The organism is Veillonella sp. ZSJB6, assembly GCF_051549505.1.
Lineage (GTDB): Bacteria > Bacillota > Negativicutes > Veillonellales > Veillonellaceae > Veillonella.
The window spans coordinates 252,980-275,912 of the sequence record NZ_JBPUGE010000002.1 but is presented as its reverse complement, the minus strand read 5'-3'; the positions used below and the strand labels follow the sequence as shown (position 1 = coordinate 275,912).

21 protein-coding genes are annotated in these 22,933 nt (G+C 39.3%); 18 read left to right on the top strand and 3 right to left on the bottom strand.

From position 1 onward, the window contains the following. Window positions 1–180: 180 nt before the first annotated feature. Entirely contained in the window at window positions 181–2,463 is a 2,283-nt protein-coding gene (locus tag ACSV5T_RS03965; RefSeq protein WP_119207084.1) for a ribonucleoside-diphosphate reductase subunit alpha, read from the bottom strand. A 440-nt stretch (window positions 2,464–2,903) separates the two neighbouring features. Between ACSV5T_RS03965 and ACSV5T_RS03960 the strand changes: the two genes are divergently transcribed. Next, window positions 2,904–3,422 carry a flavodoxin family protein gene (locus ACSV5T_RS03960; protein ID WP_060924434.1) on the top strand — a complete coding sequence of 173 codons (519 nt, stop codon included), beginning with the start codon at window positions 2,904–2,906 and terminating at the stop codon, window positions 3,420–3,422. An 80-nt stretch (window positions 3,423–3,502) separates the two neighbouring features. Here the strand turns inward: ACSV5T_RS03960 and ACSV5T_RS03955 are convergent, their stop codons facing one another. Continuing rightward, window positions 3,503–5,062, bottom strand: coding sequence for a hypothetical protein (locus ACSV5T_RS03955; RefSeq protein WP_060924433.1), 1,560 nt, complete (start codon window positions 5,060–5,062; stop codon window positions 3,503–3,505). A gap of 159 nt (window positions 5,063–5,221) precedes the next feature. On the opposite strand from ACSV5T_RS03955, the gene ACSV5T_RS03950 reads away from it, so the two are divergent. The 7 genes from ACSV5T_RS03950 to ACSV5T_RS03920 all read left to right on the top strand — a co-directional run bounded on the left by ACSV5T_RS03950 (window position 5,222) and on the right by ACSV5T_RS03920 (window position 12,883). Then, complete coding sequence (locus ACSV5T_RS03950) at window positions 5,222–6,394, top strand: iron-containing alcohol dehydrogenase (protein WP_060924432.1); 1,173 nt, start codon at window positions 5,222–5,224, stop codon at window positions 6,392–6,394. A gap of 75 nt (window positions 6,395–6,469) precedes the next feature. Then, on the top strand, window positions 6,470–7,267 hold the full coding sequence (locus ACSV5T_RS03945; RefSeq protein ID WP_060924494.1) for a hypothetical protein: 798 nt from the start codon (window positions 6,470–6,472) through the stop codon (window positions 7,265–7,267). A 30-nt stretch (window positions 7,268–7,297) separates the two neighbouring features. Then, window positions 7,298–8,164 (top strand): hypothetical protein, encoded by an 867-nt coding sequence (locus ACSV5T_RS03940; RefSeq protein ID WP_060924431.1) that lies wholly within the window; start codon window positions 7,298–7,300, stop codon window positions 8,162–8,164. A 147-nt stretch (window positions 8,165–8,311) separates the two neighbouring features. Beyond that, the gene (locus ACSV5T_RS03935) at window positions 8,312–9,223 is read left to right on the top strand and encodes a hypothetical protein (protein WP_060924430.1); all 912 of its coding nucleotides are present in this window, start codon (window positions 8,312–8,314) and stop codon (window positions 9,221–9,223) included. A 108-nt stretch (window positions 9,224–9,331) separates the two neighbouring features. After that, window positions 9,332–10,369: a nicotinate-nucleotide--dimethylbenzimidazole phosphoribosyltransferase gene (locus ACSV5T_RS03930; protein WP_438320325.1), complete on the top strand. Its 1,038-nt coding sequence runs from the start codon at window positions 9,332–9,334 to the stop codon at window positions 10,367–10,369. A 9-nt stretch (window positions 10,370–10,378) separates the two neighbouring features. Then, window positions 10,379–11,692 (top strand): DUF389 domain-containing protein, encoded by a 1,314-nt coding sequence (locus ACSV5T_RS03925; protein ID WP_438320324.1) that lies wholly within the window; start codon window positions 10,379–10,381, stop codon window positions 11,690–11,692. Between the two features lie 369 nt (window positions 11,693–12,061). Next, window positions 12,062–12,883: a MetQ/NlpA family ABC transporter substrate-binding protein gene (locus ACSV5T_RS03920; RefSeq protein WP_295793341.1), complete on the top strand. Its 822-nt coding sequence runs from the start codon at window positions 12,062–12,064 to the stop codon at window positions 12,881–12,883. Window positions 12,884–12,987: 104 nt separating this feature from the next. Here the strand turns inward: ACSV5T_RS03920 and ACSV5T_RS03915 are convergent, their stop codons facing one another. Beyond that, window positions 12,988–13,878, bottom strand: coding sequence for a PocR ligand-binding domain-containing protein (locus ACSV5T_RS03915; protein WP_438320323.1), 891 nt, complete (start codon window positions 13,876–13,878; stop codon window positions 12,988–12,990). Window positions 13,879–14,359: 481 nt separating this feature from the next. Here ACSV5T_RS03915 and pduB point away from each other — a divergent pair, with 481 nt between their 5' ends. The 10 genes from pduB to ACSV5T_RS03865 all read left to right on the top strand — a co-directional run bounded on the left by pduB (window position 14,360) and on the right by ACSV5T_RS03865 (window position 22,916). Beyond that, on the top strand, window positions 14,360–15,061 hold the full coding sequence (pduB, locus tag ACSV5T_RS03910; RefSeq protein ID WP_438320322.1) for a propanediol utilization microcompartment protein PduB: 702 nt from the start codon (window positions 14,360–14,362) through the stop codon (window positions 15,059–15,061). 21 nt (window positions 15,062–15,082) lie between these two features. Next, on the top strand, window positions 15,083–16,744 hold the full coding sequence (locus ACSV5T_RS03905; protein WP_295221461.1) for a propanediol/glycerol family dehydratase large subunit: 1,662 nt from the start codon (window positions 15,083–15,085) through the stop codon (window positions 16,742–16,744). Window positions 16,745–16,753: 9 nt separating this feature from the next. Next, the gene (locus tag ACSV5T_RS03900) at window positions 16,754–17,440 is read left to right on the top strand and encodes a propanediol/glycerol family dehydratase medium subunit (protein ID WP_287291780.1); all 687 of its coding nucleotides are present in this window, start codon (window positions 16,754–16,756) and stop codon (window positions 17,438–17,440) included. A gap of 11 nt (window positions 17,441–17,451) precedes the next feature. After that, on the top strand, window positions 17,452–17,982 hold the full coding sequence (locus ACSV5T_RS03895; RefSeq protein ID WP_438320321.1) for a diol dehydratase small subunit: 531 nt from the start codon (window positions 17,452–17,454) through the stop codon (window positions 17,980–17,982). Window positions 17,983–18,000: 18 nt separating this feature from the next. Beyond that, window positions 18,001–19,827, top strand: coding sequence for a diol dehydratase reactivase subunit alpha (locus ACSV5T_RS03890; protein WP_287499270.1), 1,827 nt, complete (start codon window positions 18,001–18,003; stop codon window positions 19,825–19,827). Beyond that, window positions 19,824–20,198, top strand: a complete 375-nt coding sequence (locus tag ACSV5T_RS03885; RefSeq protein WP_119206722.1) for a glycerol dehydratase reactivase beta/small subunit family protein — start codon at window positions 19,824–19,826, stop codon at window positions 20,196–20,198. The genes ACSV5T_RS03890 and ACSV5T_RS03885 overlap by 4 nt, the downstream gene beginning before the upstream one ends. 27 nt (window positions 20,199–20,225) lie before the next feature. Beyond that, window positions 20,226–21,281 carry a cob(I)yrinic acid a,c-diamide adenosyltransferase gene (locus tag ACSV5T_RS03880; protein WP_119206721.1) on the top strand — a complete coding sequence of 352 codons (1,056 nt, stop codon included), beginning with the start codon at window positions 20,226–20,228 and terminating at the stop codon, window positions 21,279–21,281. A gap of 10 nt (window positions 21,282–21,291) precedes the next feature. Beyond that, window positions 21,292–22,014 carry an MIP/aquaporin family protein gene (locus tag ACSV5T_RS03875; protein WP_119206720.1) on the top strand — a complete coding sequence of 241 codons (723 nt, stop codon included), beginning with the start codon at window positions 21,292–21,294 and terminating at the stop codon, window positions 22,012–22,014. 85 nt (window positions 22,015–22,099) lie between these two features. Further along, complete coding sequence (gene eutS / locus ACSV5T_RS03870) at window positions 22,100–22,462, top strand: ethanolamine utilization microcompartment protein EutS (RefSeq protein ID WP_038117203.1); 363 nt, start codon at window positions 22,100–22,102, stop codon at window positions 22,460–22,462. Window positions 22,463–22,475: 13 nt separating this feature from the next. Beyond that, window positions 22,476–22,916: a EutP/PduV family microcompartment system protein gene (locus ACSV5T_RS03865; RefSeq protein ID WP_005385286.1), complete on the top strand. Its 441-nt coding sequence runs from the start codon at window positions 22,476–22,478 to the stop codon at window positions 22,914–22,916. Window positions 22,917–22,933: the final 17 nt, after the last annotated feature.

Below are 22,933 nucleotides of genomic sequence, written 5' to 3'. Positions count from 1 at the left end.
ACGATGCGACCTATACTGCTATAGGTCGTCATCAGATTTATAATATTGGTGAAAGTATCTTTCACATGTTTAGTGCTCTCTACTTATAGTGTATAGTTTTTATAAAATATAGCAATGATATTTTTAACTTTTACCATGACCTACATTTTATTATATAAGGTAGAGTATATCTGCCTCGGATTAGGAGGAGCAGCTAGTGCACTCATCCATTTCAAGGGATTGGTTACGGATGTAGTAGATTGTTTTAATACCTTGTTTGTACGCCTCAATATAAAGGTCGAGAATTTCTTTCGCTTTCATTTGAGGTGTAATGTACAAGTTGAAAGATTGTGCTTGGTCAATATGACGTTGACGGACGCCACAAGCTTTGATGGACCATTGTTGGTCGATTGTATGCGCCTCTTTGTAGAGCCAGAATGTTTTGTTGTTCAAATCTGGTGCAGTTTTTGGTGTGAAAGAACCTTTCTTTTCTTCGATGAAGAATTTTTTGAAGATAGGGTCGATACCAGCTGTTGTATTTGCAATGTTGGAAGTAGAACCAGTTGGAGCTACGGCCATCAAGTAACCATTACGGATACCGTATTTAGCAACATCTGCAGCTAATTGTTTCCAACGATCGGATATGTAGCCACGGCGTGTGAAGTATTCACCAGTTTCCCATTCGGAACCTTTGAATGCAGGGTATGCACCTTTTTCTTTCGCCAATTCCATGGAGGCTTTGATGGCATAGTAAGCGATGTTTTCGAACAATTTGTCCGCTACTTCGATATGCTCATCGGATTCCCATTGGATATCGTGATTTACGAGGTAGTGGTGGTAACCAGACGTACCAAGACCAATAGCACGGTATTTATCAGAAGTCATGCGAGATTCTGGAACTGGTGCTTGGTTGATAGAAATAACATTGTCTAACATGCGGATTTGAAGAGCGATATTTTCTTCCAATTCTTCGTCAGAAATACGGCCAAGGCTGATGGAGTTCAAGTTACATGTAACCATGTCGCCTGTATTTGTTTTTGTAGTGATAGTGCCGTCTTCGTTGATGATTTCTTCAGCAAGGTTTGTGAAGCCAACGTTTTGTGCAATTTCGTGGCACAAGTTGGACGCGTAAATCATACCTGCATGTTTGTTAGGGTTTGCAGCGTTTACAGTGTCGCGGAAGAAGATGAATGGTGTACCAGTTTCAACAGCAGAGCGCATGATTTTTTTCATCATGTCTAGTGCTGGCACTTCGATGCCGTGTAAGTTCGGATCTTGTTCACATTCAAGGTAACGTTTTGTGAACTCTTTGTTATCGTCTGTGTCGTAGAAGTCCTCTAGAGCATAGCCTTTTACAGCCAAGATTTCATGAGGATCAAAGAGGGTGAAGTTTTCACGGCCGATCATGCGTTCCATGAAGATGTTTGGAACAGAGATAGCAGGGAAGATATCGTGTGCTTTACGACGGTCGTCACCATTGTTAGTGCGAAGCTCTACGAATTCGTAGAAGTCTTTGTGCCAAATATCGAGTGTTACTGTAGCACCGCCTTTGCGTTTACCCAATTGGTCTACTGCAACCGCTGTATCGTTGTATAAACGGATCCAAGGAATAACGCCACCAGAGGAGTTTTTGAAACCGCGGATATCGGAGTTCAATGCACGAACTTTACCAAGGTAGATACCAAGAGCACCACCGTGTTTAGATACGCGGGAGAATTTGCTGTTTACATCGTAAATGGACCATAAGTTATCATCTACACCAGAGATAAAGCAAGAGGACAACTGATGGAATGGTGTACCAGCGTTTGCCAATGTAGGTGTAGCTGTTGTCATTTTTAACTGGCTCATCAAATCGTAGAATTTCTTAGCGTATTCTACTTTGTTTTCACCCTCTACCAATGCCAAGTGCATTGCTATAGCCATGAAGCGTTCTTGTGGCAATTCGTAGATTTCTTTGTTGAAGCCTTTTACCAAGTAACGGTCAGCCAATAATTTAAGACCTTCATAGTTGAAGAGGTAGTCGCGCTTAGGTTTGATGTAATCGCCTAACTCTTGCAATTCATCAGGTGTATATTCTGTAACGAAGAAGTCAGCGTATTTTTTCTCTTCTACAAGCATGTGTACAAGATTTGGGAAGTTGCCATAACCGAATGCTTTATAACGACGAGTGATAGCGGCTTCTTTATAGAGATCGAACAAGAAGAGGCGAGCTGCTACAAACTGCCAATCTTGGTTCATTTTATTAACTTGGTTGCCGAAACCGTCGTCTTTTTTAGAGATAACCTTTTCGATAGCAGTTTGTACTAAAGTTTTTTGAATCTCTTTAGTAGTCATGCCATCAACGAATTGTAACTTCGCATCTAACTCCAATTCTAGTGGATCACAAGAATCTAACCCCAAACATGCGAAGGCAATCATACGTTTCGTTTTTTCAACGGATAAAGGCTCGAAATGGCCATCCCGTTTCTTGATCATAATCTCCATTACTGTTCCCCTTGAGTCTTAAAAGTAATAAAACTGTTAATCTAAGCATATATAAGATTAGACTGAAAAGTATAAAATATCTTTAAGTTAAATCTAATCAGAAAAATAAGAAAACTACTATATGTTGTAGTTTTCCTATTAAGCTTATACATTATGTTACGATTATAGCGAAAAAAATCTATACATTCAATATTGACATTTAGAAATTTATAAATATAGTATGCTTAAATTTATCGATATAGTTATAAATACTAGAAAATACTATATGGGATGCATATATGATGATTTTGAATGCTATATCTCTTTTGAGAATAGTAAAATAGTACGTGGCAGTATATAAAATTCCGTTCTATATCGTTCTGTATACTATTGTGATTTATTTTATTAAAAGCATGTCATACATGTCCTATAATAGATATATAGTAAATAGGAGGTAAGACATGAAGTCTATTGTTATATATTCATCCCTTACGGGAAATACTAAACAAGTGGCAGAGGCTATTACTAGCGTATTGCCTGCAGGTACACCATGTGTATCTATGAAAGAAGTGCCGTCCGATTTATCATCTTACGATCTTGTATTTGCAGGATTCTGGGTGGATAAAGGGACAGCTAATAAAGAGGCCCGTGATGTACTAGGCATATTACATAACCCTCATATTGCTCTGTTTGCTACAGCTGGCGTACCACCGCAAATGGCACATGCTAAGGAGAGCTTAATCAATGCAGCAAATTGTTTACCCGATGGCATAGAGCCTGTAGGAACATTCATTTGCCAAGGTAAGGTAGATCCTAAGGTTATCGAAATGATGTACAAGATGTTCCCGAAAGGGCATAGCCACGGTCAATCTGCTGATCGCGATGCACGTCACAAACAAGCTGCAGTACATCCAAATGAAGACGATTTTAAAGCGGCCCAAGATTTTGCCCAACATATTCTAGTCAAGTTAGATCGATGAATAAAAGCAGTACCCTGTGGGGTACTGCTTTTGTCATATTATATATGATGTTGTAATTATTACTATTTTGTATTATATGCTTAATTATAAAGTACGTTAAATTTAAGTTTACGTGTATCGAATTGGTTTATGAAGTACGACGTAATCAATAGCTTATATCCATTGCCTTCTATAATGACAGGATCGATAGCTGTTTTATCGACTGTAAGGAACTTATCATAAATATGATGCACCTCTGTTATTCCATTTGGTAGAGACACCTCTAAATCAAGGCCGTTGTTGAGGAACTTGAAGGAGATGGAGTCGAAGTTGGCAGACTCTACTTGGTATTCTTTAAGATCTTGTTCGTATACAATTAACTCGATGTTTTCAATGTATTTATCGTATCCTGCAATAGAGATAACCTTTGGTGCAGACAAAGCATCAAAATTGATATACTCGACGCGTCTGCCGTTTGTTGGATTTGTATCTGGCAGTTTTAAATCATCTACAGGTACATATGGTGTGCCGTAGTCTGTGAAGTTAGAATCAAAGGTAGCAGCTATTGGTAGGCTTGCATGCCATTCGCCATCGACTTTAGTATAGGTCACAAATTCACGATACGTTGTATAGCCTATGAATGGCGTCAAGAGAACAGCACCTAAGGCAAGAGCCATAACTGTTGTGTGTACAGAAGGTTTTAAACCCTTCACAAGAGAATATACATTGTGTACTAAGAAGATTAAATTGAATGCACTCACGTAAATCGTATTGAGCCAGAGAACTGGTTCATTAATCACACGTTTACCGATAAGAACTAAGCACAGTGTAGTTAGTGTAATGAACAAGAAGCATAGGATTTGCTGTGTTCTGCTACTTTCACTGGATCTAAAGCTAGCCAAGTAGAATAGGTAGAAAATGGCTACATACGGATAGTAGGTATAGAAGAAACGCGTATCTTCTCGAAGCCCTAACAGAATCAAGACTAAATAGATATTAGCTAGAATGCCTGTAATAATCGACGCCTTAGGCAAGATGATGCCGAATACAACAGTAAAAAATGAGTTTGGCGCTGGAGGACCTGCGGGATCCTCTTTGTAAGAACATACCATAGATAGACAAATGAATATATTAATGGATGCGAGTACCTTAAAAATGGTTTCTTCAAAGTTGAATGGTTGGTCCACGATGATGAAGAAGAACCATAAACTCATGATGATAACAATGTTATATAGCGTAGACGTAACAAGGGTGATGCCAATCCGTTTGATGCGGTTAATGATTTCACCGATGTAGTGTTCACCAGGCGATGTGAAATACAAGGCAATCATGGAGTACAGCCATAGGTACGATATGTTTTCCGTAGCTAGTTCAATACCCCGCACATAGCCGTAGCTTTCGTGAATCATATAAAGGCCAACGCCGATTCCGATACTTACTAAGGTATATAAAATGGAAAACTTTCGGGTTCTTGTTATATAGCTTTGTAATATAACGATAAAGAAATACAGTGAGTATAGCTTAATGTCGATTTCGGCAAACCAATCTTGTTCAATATACAACGGTGTACATGAAAATATGGCAATTAATGCCAGTAATATAGGCGACTGCGTTGCTAGGTCCCGCAGCGAAGACCATAAATGTTTAATGGCAAATTTCATAGATGTTCTCTCCCTCTATAAATATAAATATAAATATAAATACCTCTCTTATTATTAGTATACCTGTTTTCTGGTGAAAGCCCTATGAGGTTTTACATGCTTTTAAATATCCTTTACAATAACACTAAGAACTAGTTTTCAAAGAAAAGAGGTTATCACATGGAATTCTCTTATTTTTTACCTGTAAACATCCAATTCGGTTGGAATAAAGTAGATAATGTTGCTGATTTTGCTGCACCGTATGGCAAGAAAGCACTTATTGTAACTGGTCGTACTAGTGCTAAAAAATCTGGTTTATATGACCGGGTGGTAGCAAAGCTTGATGCAGCTCATATCGGTCATGTATTGTTTGATCAAGTAGATGCCAATCCATTGACCACGACAGCCTTAGACGGCGCTGCATTAGCTAAATCTGAAAGCTGTGATATGGTTATTGCTATCGGCGGTGGTTCCATCATGGACTGTGCCAAAGGAATTGCCTTTATGGCGGTGAATGAAGGCGATATTAACGACTATATTTTCAACCGTAAAGTTAGTGATAATGCATTGCCTCTTATTGTTATTCCAACGACTTGTGGTACCGGCTCTGAAGGCAACGGGTTTGGTGTTCTTACTAATCCTGAAACAGGTGATAAGAAATCCTTACGCTGCAATGCTATTGTGCCAAAGGTTTCTATTGTAGACCCTGCTGTAATGGGTACAATGCCACCTCATGTATTGGCATCTGTAGGCTTTGATGCACTATGCCACAACATCGAGGCCTATACCTCTAAAACGTCACAACCTTTCACCGATGCGTTAGCTCATTATGCAGTGACATTATTAGCACAATATCTTGTACCACTATATAAACATGTGAAAGCAACGGCGGAAGGCAAATCAGCTGTTCTCAACGAAATTCAGCTTACAAAAGCTTGGGAGTCCGTTACATTAGCTAGCACAATTGGGGGCATGGTTATTAACACAGCTGGTGTAACATTAGCACATGGTATGGAACATCCAGCCAGTGGCCTTAAAGATATTACCCATGGTGTAGGCCTTGCTATTATTGAACCTGTTGCAGTGGAATATACATGGAGTGCAAACCCTGATAAATTTAGTGCCTTAGCTCGGATATTTAACCACGGAGATGGTTCCGAACTAGGAGAAGCATTACGCCTAATCGTACATGACCTAGACCTTACTACAAACCTTACAGAATTAGGATTTACGAAAAAAGACATTCCATGGCTCGTAGATAATGTATACGTTGTAGCTACAGGCAATATAGCTAATACAGTAGCTGAAATAAGCCGTGAAGATATTGAAGCGTTGTATAAAAAGATGTTTTAAGTGCTGAAGATGTTTTAAGTGTTGTCATTATAGGAGAGAGTTTTGTTCGAAGGATTTTATGGCTTATTAACGGTTATGCTATGCGTGTTGTTTACAATTGTGGTAGTGCTATTTAATATAGCACCTATTACATATATTGTTTTTGGCATAGCCATAGTATCGAGTATATTTCTACAATATAGGCGCTTTAAGAAACAGTCCATATCTGAAAAAAGGCACACTCAGTTGGCTTGGTGTTTGTATATTGCCTTTACCCTCAGCTTTTCTTGGTTAGTAAGCGATTGGTTTAGGTACGACTTAAAAACAAGCATTGAGCAATTTGATTCCTTCGAGTATAGTACCATGGATTGGACTCAAGGGTGGCCTAATAGTGGAGAACTACCAGAGGGGTTAAAACGACCAGGAAAACTTCCCGACGGTATTTATAGAGCGTCTGCTTTTCGTAGTAGTTTAGCTTGGGCTAATGCATATCCAGAGAGATATACTGTACTTGAGGGGGACCCTAAAGTAATTGCACAATATGAGGCAATAGCAAAGCAAAATGCAGCCTATACAGCGCAAATTGATGCGGATGGTGTATTGCGTGATTTAGATACGGGGGAGAAAAAGCGTTTTATATCTCACCCTAATAGCTATAATATTGTAGAGAGTATAGAAGAAGAATCCCTCAATTTGCCAGAACGGACTTTTATTGAGTGGCTACGCTTTGCACCTCGAAAAGAAACAAAAACAGTAGTCAAGGATACATATAATTCTACCCGAAATCATAGACTATATGTCTTTGTAGACGATGGGAATACTAAAAGACCTCATTTTGTGGAACTTTTGATCAGTAATGATGGGACACGGGCTGTGTTTTATCAATCTAAGTAATTTGAGTAGGTATTGTTGTGGAGATCGTAAATGCAACGGTGTTTAATTTACTTAAAGAAATTGTTTTTTTCTAATCCTTATAGAAAGAGTATATGGTTTTTTATAATTCTTTGGGTATTAACATTTTTCTTCTCAGATTATATCTCGTATTCTGGGGTGTACTATCTGATTTTATTAATCGCCACGATTGTATTATTGCTTGAAAAATGTAGAGTTATTGATAGTGAGAAAACTGTACGTAAAAGATTTTTATCATATTTTTATGTTATCTTTTTTCTGTGTATGCTTCCTACATTAGCTGTTACTTTAGTATTTTCTGCTGTAGGAATATCCCATTATGATACTCAACGGTGGCACTCTACATGGCCTTCATCTAAGGCGGGGTATATTCCGTCTCCATTACAAGCACCTAAGTTTTTACCTGAGAGTTTGAAAGTGATTTCTTCTGCTGAAGTAATTGGAATGGGAGGGAATCAAAGCTGTTTAGTATTAGATGGTGATAAAGCAACGATTTCAAGGTATGAGGAAACTGTTAAATCTAATGCTTGGTATTCGTTTATAAATGGCAGGGATAAAGATACTACAGTTGAAGTACTTAATTCGTTTACATATCCAAAAGATAAAAATGTATTGGTTAGTGACATAAAGAATTATTATGAGATTATCACTATTCAACGACAAAACTGGAAATTATTTCCCTGGTTAATTGATGGCAGCCAGAGTGTCGGTGATGATCCTAATGAAGATTTTTATTATAGCACTCGAGTATCAGCTGAGAAATATGTAGTATATGTTGTTTACCATAACTTTGATCATGACCAGCCAAGAGTGATTTACTTTATGTTTAATCCGGAACGAACGCGAATGATTACTGTAGATATAGATATGTATCATTAGAGTTGGGCAGAGTTTGTATATAAAATTTGGAACAAAGGGGCTGTTTTGTTACAGCCCCTTTGATGATTCTACAAGTATTAAAAGGTACAATACTAGTAGAGATTGAAGTTGATTGTAGTGGTTGTTATAAAGCTAAGGAGTTGTATTGTGAAAAGAATATATTCATACATTGCTGCACTGTTAATGCTAAGTCTTATGGCTTCACAAGTACATGCAAAAGAGCCGGTTACTCAAAGTGATATTTCTGGTAGTGCTAAAGAGAAGTGTGTTAGTAGTGAACAAACTAATGATAAGATTGAAGCTGATTTACAAAGACATTTGGAAAGAATGAAGTCAGAGGACATAGCTAAGGGGTATTTACGTGAAGAAAAAACGTATGCTGAAGAAGTTAGTTTAGTTCGGGGCAGATTGTATCATTCAACGGATAAGCTCATTCATGATGAGAAAAAGACTACTCTTTTATCGTATCCTGTGGAAAGGAAGGTTCCTTGTAAGAAGAGTTTAAAGGATATAGATTCATATACAGACACAATTACTCGTAAAGGCATGACATTCCGCATTCCTAAAGGTGCAGAGTTGAAGATGTTCTATATGTTAGATAACAATATTTTTATAGTGTATGAGATAGGAGATATTTGGTATTCTATTCAGATTATTCCTTTAGATGTAGATCATCCTGATAGTAAAGATATAGAAAATAAGGTGCTTGTAGATAAAGAGTATAATTTTTATCACACATTGCAAGTATATTGGCGTATGTGGGGAATCTTTGATGATTTACAAAATCCTACTTATTCAGCGGTATGGAATAATGGCTTGCCTGGAATGTTAGTGGATTCATACAATCCAGATAAGAAATCTAATTTACTATTTGCTGCATATGATGGACGGTATGCTGTATTTAATCAGCTTGTATATAATCCAAGTACGAGTCCTTTTACTCATGAGCAGTTAAGAAATACAATTGAATATTTTGATTCTAATAACAATCCAGAGTTTAAGGCTAAAAAGCATAGATTATTCCCTGATGAGAGGATAATTCGTATATATGAGTACTAGTACAAACCTTATATTACTAATTATATAATTTGTGTTATACTTCTATATAGAATAATATCGAATTAACAGAAGGCTAGTTGGCATATTCTGTGCAGACTAGAGATTAGAATGAAAGATAAGTCAGTATTACCAATTGAGGAACAATTAAATAGATTTCTTCAACCAAAATGCCTTATCCCTGGTGGCCTAGGCTTGTGGGAGGATTATTTCCGCAAGATTTGTACGGCGTGGGGGGAGATTGATGGTGACATCCGACCGCAGCATATCATATTTTCCGCCGATAATGGTTGTAATATGGAAGGTTATGTAGGTTATAACTATGAGGTAACGCAAAAGCAGTCGCGTAATATGCTCTTGGGTCGTTCGTCGGCTACACAGTTTTGTAACTTTAATAACATTCCTTATGAAGTTGTGGATGTAGGAATTGCCTCAGATGATGGTATCGGAGTGAATCGCAAGGTCGCAAAGGGGACAAAGAATATATTAAATCACCCTGCTATGACTGAGGATGAATTTAATAGTGCCTTTCAATCTGGCTATGAACGAGTTGAACATTATGTAGAGCAAGGGATAAATCTATTTTCCTTTGGTGAAATGGGGCTGGGGAACACAACGACCTCCGCCTGTGTGTTGTCTGCCTTGACTGGAGCTGATCCCACTGAAACGGTAGGTCCTGGATCTTGGCCTGACAAACCAGATTTGATGAAGCGTAAACTTGATTTTGTGCGCGCTGTATTAGATAAGCATAAGGCTAATATTGTTTCTGAAAGTGAGCCTGACCGAGTTCGCAACATTGTGGCTCATGTAGGGGGCTTTGATATTGCGGCTATTCTTGGCGCTATGCTGGCTTGTGTAGAGTTTAAAAAGCCTTTTGTCATAGATGGCTTTATTACGTCTGTAGCGGCAGCTTGCGGGATTCACATGAATGCTCGTGTTAAGGATTATGCATTGCCATCTCATAACTCTCGTGAAAAAGGAACAGAGCTAGCTTTAGCTGAGGTAGGTATTACACAAGACATGGTTCCTATTCAAGCTCAAATGTCGATGGGGGAAGGAACAGGAGCTATCTTGATGGTGCAAATGCTCAAAACTACACAGCATATGTTTGTAAATGTAGGTACTTTTGCAGATTTGATGAAATTATAAGGAGAACGAATGAAAATAAATAAATACTTTGATATACATTTTGAGCGAGCTGATGATGCAACTATCGCTAAAAGACTGATAGGTGGGGCTAAGATTAAGGGACCTGCTTTAGTTATCCTGATCCTTTCCATATTTATTGCCTCTATTGGGTTGAATATGAATAGTACGGCAGTTATTATTGGTGCTATGCTTATATCGCCGTTGATGGGACCTATTTTAGCAACTGCTTATGGCTTCGCTACGCTTAATTTTACAGTTGCAAAAAGTGGTATTTTAAGATTGTCCTTACAGATTACGATTGCTGTTTTGGCATCTGCTTTGTATTTTTATATTTCTCCCATTAATACTGCTACATCTGAACTATTAGCGCGTACAGAACCGAGTATTTATGATGTACTTATTGCTATATTTGGTGGGTTAGCTGGGATTATTGGGCAAACGCGTAAGACCTTAGATAATGTTATCCCAGGGGTTGCGATTGCGACTGCACTTATGCCACCACTATGTACGGCAGGATATGGACTTGCTAATGGAGATTGGCACTATTTCTTTGGGGCTGCCTATTTATTCTTTATAAATACATTCTTCATCTTCTTTGCAACTTTTATTGTTTTAAAGGGTGTATATAGTTTGCCATTCCATAAACAAGACAAAGAGCTTATTCGTCGTAATCAGCTAATATTTCTTGTGATTGGTCTTATTATGGCTATACCAAGTATTTATGCAGGCTATGATATGACTATCAAGTATTCTGAGTCAAATCATTTAGAGCAGTTTATTAAGAATGATGTTAATCAAGCTGGACGTCGACAAGTGATTGATTATTCATTGGATCGAACGAATAAGCTAGTAGACATAGTAGCTATAGGCGCTCCTGTGACTTCGGAGGAACAATCCCAGTTGGAAGGCAAGTTACAGCAGTATAAGTACTTACACTCTTATACACTCCAATTTGTTAATAGCGTAGATGAGAAAAAATCTACTATGGATAAGACAAGTTTGAATAAATCTTCAGAGAACCTTGAAAAATATGAAAACTTGAGTAATCTGTACCAGCCGACTTATCAACTAGTAAGTGAAACGATAAATACTATGAAAAAGACAGATGCTGAAGCAAAGGCGTTATTCCCGTTTGTAAGCAAAGTGGAAGGCATGCCTTTAATAGATAATCTAGAACAGCCTAAAGCGAGTCGCTATATGGTGATTATCCATACTACATCCACTGTATCTGATGCAGATTTGGAACGAATAAAAGCTTGGTTAGAGGCTAAATTATCAGCACCTGTAACTATTTCTGTGGAGCAAACAACGTCAACTCAATAAGTTGATTTTTTGATTTTGATTAGATTGTTTATTATATAGAGCGATATGTATAACGGTACTAAGTTTGATTGAATCTATTAGGTATATTACCTAGTAGTACGGGGAATCAGCTTAGTACCGTTTTTATGTACTTGGTATAGCTAAATGTAATTACTCTTATCTTGCTATAGATTAAAGTTATATTAATGCATATATAAAATCTATTATACGAGTAGGAATTAAATTGATATACTTACTACATCGAAATTATTAAATAATCAAATGTAGATATAAGATAAGAAAAATAAATTTATTATAATATCTACAAATGTTATATACGTATGAGTCCTCGTCCGAGATGTAGGTTTTCATCGTAGATAGGAGGATTACATGAAAAAATGGTTAGCTTTAGCAGCGACGGCCGTACTGGGGGCGTCCTTATTGATTAGTGGTTGTGGCTCTTCCACAAATAACGCGAGCTCTAGTGGCTCTAAAGAGGTATTAAAGGTAGCAGCAAATCCTGTACCTCATGCTGAAATTTTAGAACAAGTTAAACCTATTTTGGCTAAGGAAGGTGTAGACTTACAAATCGTTGAATTTACAGACTACATCCAACCAAATATGGCTCTATCTAGCCATGAAGTAGATGCAAACTTCTTTGCAAACGTACCTTACCAAAATAACTACAATAAAGATCATGGTACAAACTTTGTAAGCTTTGCACCAGTTCACATTGAACCATTGGCTATCTATTCTCAAAAAATTAAAGACTTGAAAGACTTGCCAAATGGTGCAAAAGTAGCTATCCCATCTGACCCAACAAACAGTGCTCGTGCACTTCTCTTATTGCAAAGTGCAGGTCTTGTAACTTTGAAAGATCCAACTGGTTTGACTAACACACCATTTGATGTGACTAGCAACCCTAAAAACATCCAAATTACTGAGTTAGAGGCCGCTCAAATTCCTCGCTCTATCCAAGATTTAGATGCAGCAGTAATCAATGCTAACTATGCGTTGCCAGCTGGTCTTAATCCTACAAAAGATGGCTTATTCGTAGAAAAAGCTGACTCTCCATATGCAAATCTTCTTTCTGTTAACCCTGGCGATGAAAACAAACCAGCTATCCAAAAATTAGCTAAAGCATTACAATCTCCAGAAGTTAAGAAGTTCATCGAAGAACACTACAAGGGAGCTATCATCCCAGCGTTCTAATTGATCGTTAATACTATATGTATCTGATACAATACCTTCTCATGACAAACTCTATAGATACGAAAAAGGCGTAACACCATTGGTGTTACGCCTTTTTTATTATATTATGCATCAATTGGTTTTGCATATTTTTTTCTATATGAATGTGGTGTTTCAGTGGTAGCCATTTTGAAAATTTTACAGAAATAACTAGTTCTGTTATAGCCCAATGTTTTACTGATCTGATTAACTGTTAGTTGGGAATATACTAATAGTTTTTTTGCTTCTTGTATGCGCAATAGTGTTATATATTGCACTACTGAAAGTCCCGTATCATCTTTAAAAATCTTAGAGAAGTAGGACTCACTTAAATGAATATGTTCCGAAATCCTTCTGAGCGACACTCGTTTGCTCAGATTTTTTTCTATATATAACATAGCCTTTCGAATTTCTGGACGATTAATAGGTCGTTCAGACTCCACAAAGCCTGGCAATTGTTCATAAGGCATCTCTTCTGCTATGGCATCGTTAAATGGGAAGTAGTGTTCAACCAAAATCCGTAAAACCTTTGTAGCACTGTAAATTTGTTCGGCTGTCAAAACTGGTAAGGTCCGATATAGAGCACGAAGTTTGGTGTCATCATGCCAATCGGTTTGGGTAGGAAGAATCGGTTTGATCGTCGTATCTTCTGTTTTTGTTTGACCTGCCATAATAAATCCTAAAATGGCTCCATCTTTCATAACCGGAACAGAGAAATCGATGAGGCCCATGTGACAGCGATACGGGCAGGATGATAGTTCTTTTGTAGCATCTAGGCCACCATATAAGTCGCATTGATTGCAGCGCTTGGCATAGATTGGATTGCGCCTTACAACCTTGCAAAAAGGGGAAAAGTTATATTCTTGAGATAACACTTTTCCACGATTATTAACAAAAATAGCCGCAATCTTTGTTATGTTTGTGAAATCGCGCATGATTTCATTAATAAGCTTAGTATCTTCATTCGTACAAATCATGGTAAAACCTCCAATCACAAATGTGTTAAGAGGGCTAGTAAGCACACCGCTAAAATAGCTCTACTTGCTCTCTATCTAAAGGGTAGGCTCTAAACCTGAGAAAAGAGAAAAGTGACATACCACCTAAAATTCATATACCTATAAAATTACGTTATTTCTTGCTTTTATATGTATAAGTATAACAGGATTGTCGTATTTTTGTAATAGAAAAATCGCATTTTACGAATATACATAAAAAAGTTGCATTTAATAATTTTTATAATAAAGGTAGATAAAAGCCTTATAGTACATGTATTTAGAAAGGATTGAGTCCGATGGGTTGTGACTGAATAGCAAGGCATGCTCTATAGTAATATATGGTGTACAGAATTTAAGGTTGCATACATATGAATGATTAAAGAAATGATAAAAAATATAAAATGGTATACCGCAACATAGTTTTCTGTACATAGATACTTTCATTATACGTATGGAGGGTATTATGGCAACAACATGTGGATTAACTGAATTTGTAGGGACTAGTAAAACTGGTGATACTATTGGTCTCGTAATTGCTAACGTAGATCAACAAGTATTAGATGCGATGAAACTAAAGAAAAAATATCGTTCCATCGGTATTTTAGGTGCTCGTACTGGTGCAGGCCCACACATTATGGCTGCTGATGAAGCAGTAAAAGCGACAAATACTGAAATCGTTAGCATTGAATTACCTCGTGATACTAAAGGTGGAGCAGGTCATGGCTCTCTTATCATCTTTGGTGGTGATGATGTATCCGATGTAAAACGCGCTATTGAAGTTGCATTGTCTGAAGTGGAACGTACTTTTGGCGATGTATACGCAAACGATGCGGGACATCTTGAATTGCAATATACAGCACGCGCTAGTCATGCAGTAAATGCAGCATTTGGCGCTCCTGAAGGTAAAGCTTTTGGTCTTATCGTAGGTGCTCCAGCAGCTATTGGCGTAGTTATGGCCGATGTAGCTGTTAAATCTGCGAATGTTGATGTAATCGGTTATGCATCTCCTTCTGCAGGTACAAGTAATTCTAACGAAGTAATTTTACAGATTTCTGGCGATTCTGGAGCTGTACGACAAGCGGTTATTTCTGCTCGTGAAGTAGGTAAACAATTGCTCGGTACGATGGGTGACGAACCAGTGAACGGAGCCCCTTCCTATATCTAATCTGAAAGGATGGTATGCCCTATGAAATCAAAACGTTTCGAAGTCTTAAGTCAACGTCCTGTCAATCAGGATGGTTATGTAAAGGAATGGGTAGAGGAAGGTTTTATAGCCATGGAATCTCCTCAAGATCCAAAGCCTAGCCTCAAAATCGAAGGTGGTCGCATCGTTGAACTCGATGGTAAACGCCGCGAAGATTTTGATCTTATCGATACATTTATTGCAAATTACGGTATCGTTCTCGATGGTGCTCAAGAAGCAATGGCAAAGGATTCAAAAGAGATTGCTAATATGATGCTTACACCATCAGTGCCTCGTGAAGAAATCGTTAAGATTTGTAAATCTATTACTCCAGCGAAAATGTTGGAAGTTGTTTCTACTATGAACGTTGTTGAAATGATGCAATGTATGCAAAAAATGCGTGCTCGTCGTACAATGGCTAACCAAGCCCATGTAACGAACGTAAACGACAATCCAGTGCAAATCGCAGCGGATGCTGCGGAAGGTGCACTTCGTGGGTTCGCAGAAGAAGAAACAACAGTAGCTGTTGCTCGTTACGCACCACTCAATGCGATTAGCTTACTCGTAGGCTCTCAATGTGGTCGTCCAGGTGTATTGACACAATGCTCCTTGGAAGAAGCGACAGAATTGGAACTTGGCATGCGTGGCTTCACAGCCTATGCAGAAACAATTTCCGTATATGGTACAGAAGACGTATTTACCGATGGTGATGATACACCGTGGTCTAAGGGCTTCTTAGCATCTGCTTATGCATCTCGTGGTCTTAAAATGCGCTTTACTTCTGGTACAGGTTCTGAAGTACAAATGGGCCAAGCAGAAGGTAAATCTATGTTGTACCTTGAAACCCGTTGCCTATACATCACAAAAGGTGCTGGCGTACAAGGTATCCAAAATGGTTCTGTAAGCTGTATTGGTATTCCAGCAGCTGTACCTTCTGGTATCCGCGCTGTATTAGCAGAAAACCTTGTAGCAGCTATGCTCGACCTAGAATGTGCATCTAGTAATGACCAAACATTTAGTCATTCTGATTTGCGTAGAACAGCTCGTACATTGATGCAATTTGCACCAGGTACTGACTTTATCTGCTCTGGTTATAGTTCTACACCAAACTATGACAACATGTTCGCTGGTTCCAACTGGGATGCAGAGGACTATGATGACTGGACAGTTATCCAACGTGACCTCAAGGTAAATGGCGGTCTTATTCCTGCTCGCGAAGAAGAAGTTGTAGCAGTTCGTAATAAAGCGGCTCGTGCATTACAAGCGTTGTTCAAAGCTTTAGGCTTGCCTCCAATTACAGATCAAGAGGTAGAGGCTGCTACCTATGCGAATGGCTCTAAAGATATGCCTCCTCGCGATAAGGTTGCAGATATTAAAGCAGCTCAAGATTTGTTAAACCGTGGTGTTACAGGCGTTGACTTCGTAAAAGGTTTAGCTAAAGAAGGTCATCAAGATGTAGCACAAAGTATTTTGAACCTATTAAAACAAAAAATCTCCGGCGATTACTTACAAACATCGGCCATCTTTGACCGTGATTTCAACGTTATCTCCGCGATTAACAATAGAAATGACTATCAAGGTGTTGGCACAGGGTATCGTGTGGAAGGTGAAGATTGGGAACGTATTAAAGATATTCCAAACGCCATTGATCCACGGGATATATAAGGAGGTGTCATGATGGCTGAAATTAACAGAGATGTATTACGCTCTATTATCCTAGACGTTTTACAAGAAATGGGTGGTGTCCATGAGGCACCGCAATTTAAGGCTAATGTTGGTGAAAGTGCAGCACCTAGACATGAAGACCCAACTGGTGACGACAGCTGGCTACAAACTGGTGGCCCTGCACAACCTGGCACTAGCGCAGATGAAGTAGTGATTGCTGTAGGTCCTGCCTTTGGTCGTAGTCAACGACAAACCATCGTTGGTGTACCGCATCAAGAGGTAATTCGTCAATTAGTAGCTGGTATCGAAGAAGAAGGCTTAAAAGCTCGTGTGATTCGCGTATACCGTTCCTCTGACGTAGCAGCTGTAGCCGTTGAAGGTGATTCTATTTCTGGATCCGGTGTATGTATCGGTATTCAATCTAAAGGTACAACCTTAATTCACCAACGGGACTTACAACCACTTTCAAACTTGGAATTATTCCCTCAAGCACCGCTATTAACAGCTGAAACATACCGCGCTATTGGTAAAAATGCTGCTAAATACGCTAAGGGCGAATCCCCAACACCAGTACCAACATTGAACGATCAAATGGCTCGTCCAAAATACCAAGCATTGTCTGCGTTACTTCACATCAAGGAAACTAAGCATGTAGTAAAAGGTAAGCCAGCTGATGAAGTTCGTGTCACTGTATAAGGAGGTTTACTATGGCTAACGAATTAGAAGCCTTAATTCGGCAGATCGTATCTGAAATAGAAGGGGCGAAAGGCAGTGCAACACAGTACTCTACGCCTCATACACCATCTACAACAAATACAGTAGATAGAGTGGTTACAATCGAAGATTATCCGATTGCTAAAAAACATCCAGAATGGATTGATCTTGGTCAAGGCCGTGACTTGAGCCATATTACGATGGATAACGTAATGGCAGGTCACATCACAATGGATGATTTGAAAATTTCTCCATCCATTTTGAAAGCTCAAGGTCAAATTGCTAAGGCTGGGGGCCGTGATCAAATCGAACTCAACTTCTCCCGCGCCGCAGAAATGACGAAAGTTAGCGATAAACGCTTACTTGAAATGTATAATGCACTTCGTCCATATCGTTCTTCTAAACAAGAACTCTTGGATATTGCTAGCGAACTTGATGGTCTAGGTGCTCCAATTTGTGCAAACTTTGTACGAGAAGCTGCTGAAAACTACGAACGCCGTAAAAAACTGAAAGGTGATAATTAACCTATAGGAGATGTCATTATGAAACGAATTGTTGGCATCGATATCGGAAACTCTACAACAGAAGCGGCCTTGGCCGAAATTCATAGCAATGGAGAGGTAAAGTTCTTATCTTCTGCTATTGCTAGCACCACTGGTATTAAAGGAACGCGCGAAAATATCGTAGGTCTCATGGATGCCCTCAAGTCGCTAATTAGGTCTGCTAATCTTACACTACGAGACATTGACTTAGTTCGCATTAATGAGGCTACACCAGTTATCGGCGATGTGGCCATGGAAACGATTACAGAAACCATAATTACGGAATCTACCATGATAGGGCACAACCCTAAAACACCAGGTGGCTTAGGTCTTGGTGTAGGGTATACCGTTCCCATTGAGCAACTAATTGATAAGCCACAAGGTCAGCCATACATCGTGGTAGCTCCAAAGATTATCGATTTTGAATTGATAGCACAGCTGATTAATGCATATTGCAAACGAGGTTATGATATTCGAGCTGCTATCCTTCAAGCCGATGACGGCGTACTCGTTAACAATCGATTGGATCATAAAATTCCTATCGTAGATGAGGTTGCGTATATCGATAAAATCCCAATGGGCATGCTTTCTGCCGTAGAGGTTGTAGAACCGGGGCAAGTGGTATCACAATTATCAAATCCTTATGGGATTGCCACTGTATTTGAGCTTTCACCAGAGGAAACAAAGAATATTGTACCTATCGCTAGAGCTCTTATCGGAAATCGCTCAGCTGTAGTCATCAAAACACCGGCAGGGGACGTTAAGGAGCGGGTAATACCGGCAGGATCCATCATTGTTATGGGGAATGATCGAACTGTATCCGTCGATGTATCTGCTGGGGCAGAGAGAATTATGGAAACCCTCGAATCTGTTCATCCTATCGATGATATCAGTGGTGAAGCAGGTACGAACGTAGGTGGCATGCTTGAAAAGGTTCGCCTTACAATGGCTCAATTGACGAATAAATCCCCGCAAGATGTATTCATCCAAGACTTGCTAGCCGTAGATGTAGCTGTTCCTATCAATGTAAAGGGTGGCCTTGCAGGTGAGTTCTCTATGGAACAAGCCGTAGGCATTGCCTCCATGGTTAAGTCAGATCATCTACAAATGGAAATCATTGCAAAGCAGGTAGAAAAAGAGCTAGGCGTACCAGTTGAAATCGGTGGTGAAGAGGCTGAATCAGCTATCTTAGGCGCTTTGACTACACCGGGGACAGCAAAACCAATGGCCATACTCGATCTAGGGGCAGGCTCAACTGATGCATCCATCATTAACCAAGAAGGAAAAATTAAAGCCATTCATCTTGCAGGAGCAGGAAATATGGTAACTATGCTCATCAATTCTGAACTTGGTTTAGAGGATATGCATATTGCAGAAGCCATCAAACGAGATCCATTGGCTCAAGTACTCAGTGTATATCACATTCGTCACGAAGATGGAACGGTGCAGTTCTTTAATGAACCACTTTCGGCAGCATTGTTTGGACGCGTTGTTATCGTAACGCCAGATGGGCTCGTTCCTGTAGAGCGAGATATCCCTCTAGAAAAGATTAAGCGTGTTCGTCAAACTGCAAAGAAACGGGTATTTGTCACAAACTCACTCCGCGCTTTGGCATCTGTTAGTCCTACTCATAATGTGCGAGATATACCATTCGTAGTTATCGTAGGTGGTTCTGCATTAGACTTTGAAATTCCTCAACTCGTAACCGATGCACTTTCACAATATGCATTAGTAGCGGGGCGAGGCAATATTCGAGGCGTTGAAGGGGCACGAAATGCGGTAGCTACAGGATTGGTATTATCCTATGCACAGAAGGGAGGCCTATGATGGATCAAAGTATCGTCAGTAAGCCAACCATATTGCTGTATGCTACAGAGCATATCAGTGAGGATATACTAAAACCCGTTCTATATGGAATTGAAGAGGAAGGTCTACCTGTTGTCATTGAGTCCCATAGTGGTACGCATATGACATTGGCTGACCTAGCATCTCGTAATTCCGCTTTATCTGTTGGGATAGGCGTTGATGATGAGGCGATTGTGTTGACCTATAAAAACATACCAATGCATCAATTTATTTATCGACTTACGGGTTATGCTCAATATCCAGATAGCTTACGTACCTTAGGTGTCAATGCAGCCCGCCTTGTAAAAGGTAATCCTTTCGTTTCCGATGAACGATTGGAAGTAGCTTTTTAAATCTAACTAACTTTAGAGGTGGTGCATATGGCTATTTATACGAAAACCGGTGATGCAGGTACAACGGCCTTATTTGATGGCACTAGAGTACCTAAAAATTCACTTCGTGTGGACACATATGGAACCTTTGATGAATTAAATGCACAGGTTAGTGTATGTGAGAAATTAGTTGTCTCACCAGACAATAAACATGTGCTTCACACATTACAACATCAGCTATTCCGCTTATGTGCGGAGGTAGCCACGCCTCATGTGGAAAATCTAAGTGAAAGTAGTAATCTAATTTCACAACAAGATATAAGCGAATTGGAATACATGATCGATGACTATACTAATCGATTGCCACAGCAACATAGCTTTATATTAAGCGGAAATTATTTATCTGCTGCAGAGCTACATGTGGCTCGCACAATCTGTCGTCGCGGTGAACGGTTACTTATTAGCTTAGGTTCTGTAGAACCAATTCGCGATGAGGTTCGAAAATTTATAAATCGATTATCTGATGCTCTTTATATCATGGCTCGTATGGAAGACTATGTGCAATTTGTAGAAACAATTGTAGAGCGCGTAGCAGAACGTGTTAAGAACAGTCATGCTGAAGTACTGGCGGAAACGAATCGGAGCTTATGGCATATGGGGCATACTACTGAAAATGGAGTTAGTTATATGGCAACTAGAACAAAGCTAGAAGAAATTATGACGAAACTTTCACAAGCAGCCATGGACTATGCTCAGTCCATAGGTGTACCTATCGTTGTATCTATAGTAGATGCAAACGGTGTATTAATGTATTTCCATCGTATGTCAGATGCATTGCTCATCAGCAACGATATCGCACAGGCAAAGGCGTATACTGCAGTAGCTCTCAAAGCGGCAACTCATGAAGTACATCAAAGTGCACAGCCTGATGGCGATCTATTCAACATTGAATCCATGGTAAATCGTAAAATCTGTACCTTTGGTGGAGGTTATCCGATCATCATCGACGGCGAAATTGTCGGTGGTTTCGGCATTAGCGGTGGCACTGTGGCAGAAGATATGGACATTGCATCTCATGCATTACAATCTTTGTTAACTCGATGAGGTGAAAACAATGGACGTAACGCAAATGTATATTAGTGAGTTTGTTGGTACTGCCGTTCTAATTGCATTTGGTAACAGTACAAATGCATCAATTTTATTAAAGAAAACCATCGTTAGTATTTTTGGAACTAACTGGTTACACATTATCTTTGGATGGGCCTTTGCCGTTTCCTTTGGTGTATACGTAGGTATTACACTTGGTGGCCCTGGTCATTTGAATCCAGCAGTTACCTTTGCCCTTGCTGTAGCTGGTATATTCCCTTGGGATCAAGTTATTCCAATGTCCATAGCGCAAATTGCAGGTGGTTTTACTGGTGCTGCCATTGCTGCACTGTTCTATTATCCACATTTTAAAGTAACAGGTCCTGATGAAGGGAACTGTGTAGGGATTTTTGCAACAGGTCCAGCCATCGATAATAAACCTTTCAATTTGATATCCGAAATTATAGCTACGTTTATGTTTATGTTAGCTATTCTCTGCTTAGGTAAAATGGCTGATGGTTTAGCACCTATGGTCATCGGTATCTTGGTAGCATCCATAGGTATGTCCTTTGGTGCAACTACTGGATATGCGTTAAATCCAGCGCGCGACTTTGGTCCACGGTTAGCATATTTCTTACTACCAATTCCTAATAAGGGAACTGCAAACTGGCAATATGCGTGGGTACCATTTATTGGCCCATTGATCGGCGCAGGCTTAGCCGTATTATTCTTCCAATTAGTGGCACCTTAACTCTAGCTAGAGTATATAAAACAAAAACGAATCATAGTTTATCAGGATAGTTCAAAGAAATTATTTTGAATTAGGAGGAGATTATATGGCCTTTCAAGAGGTAATTGATGCAAAACAGCGCATCATACAAGAATTTGTACCCGGAAAGCAGGTTACGATAGCCCATGTTATTGCCAATCCTAAACCAGACCTATTTAGAAAAATGGGGCTCGAGGAAAAAGGTAGAAATGCCATTGGGATTCTTACTATAACACCTGGCGAAGGGACCATTATTGCAGCCGATATTGCAAGTAAATCCGGTGATATCGAAATCGGTTTCATCGATAGATTTTCGGGGGCACTTCTCATAACTGGTGATGTATCTGCTGTTGAATCTGCATTGCGCAGCGTAATTGAAGGATTGCAACGCATATTAGGATTTTTTCCAACAGATTTAACAAGATCCTAATGAAAGGGTAATTATGAGCACCGAAAAGAAAGAAAAACGCATCCTTCTAGTAGGACGTAGCGGTTGTGGTAAAACTACATTAGCCGATACGATTACCCATGGCTCGGCTACGTATCATAAGACACAAGCCATAACGAGAGTGGGAAACTTCATCGATACCCCTGGAGAATATATGGAAAATCCTAATTACTATCGAGGCATTATCTTGCACGCCTATGATGCGGACTTAGTGATTTTTATGATTCCTGCAGGTGATGAAACAACCATATTTCCACCAAGCTTTGGGAACTCCCTCAATCGCGAAGTTATAGGCGTTGTGTCAAAGGTAGATACGGGCAAAGATGTTGAGGCACCTAGGCGCAATCTCAAACTAGCGGGAGCCACTAAGATTTTTGAAATATCAGTTCACGACGAAGAGTCGTTAAAACAATTATGTAACTACATATATAGTTAGTTGAAAGAAGGTTTTTC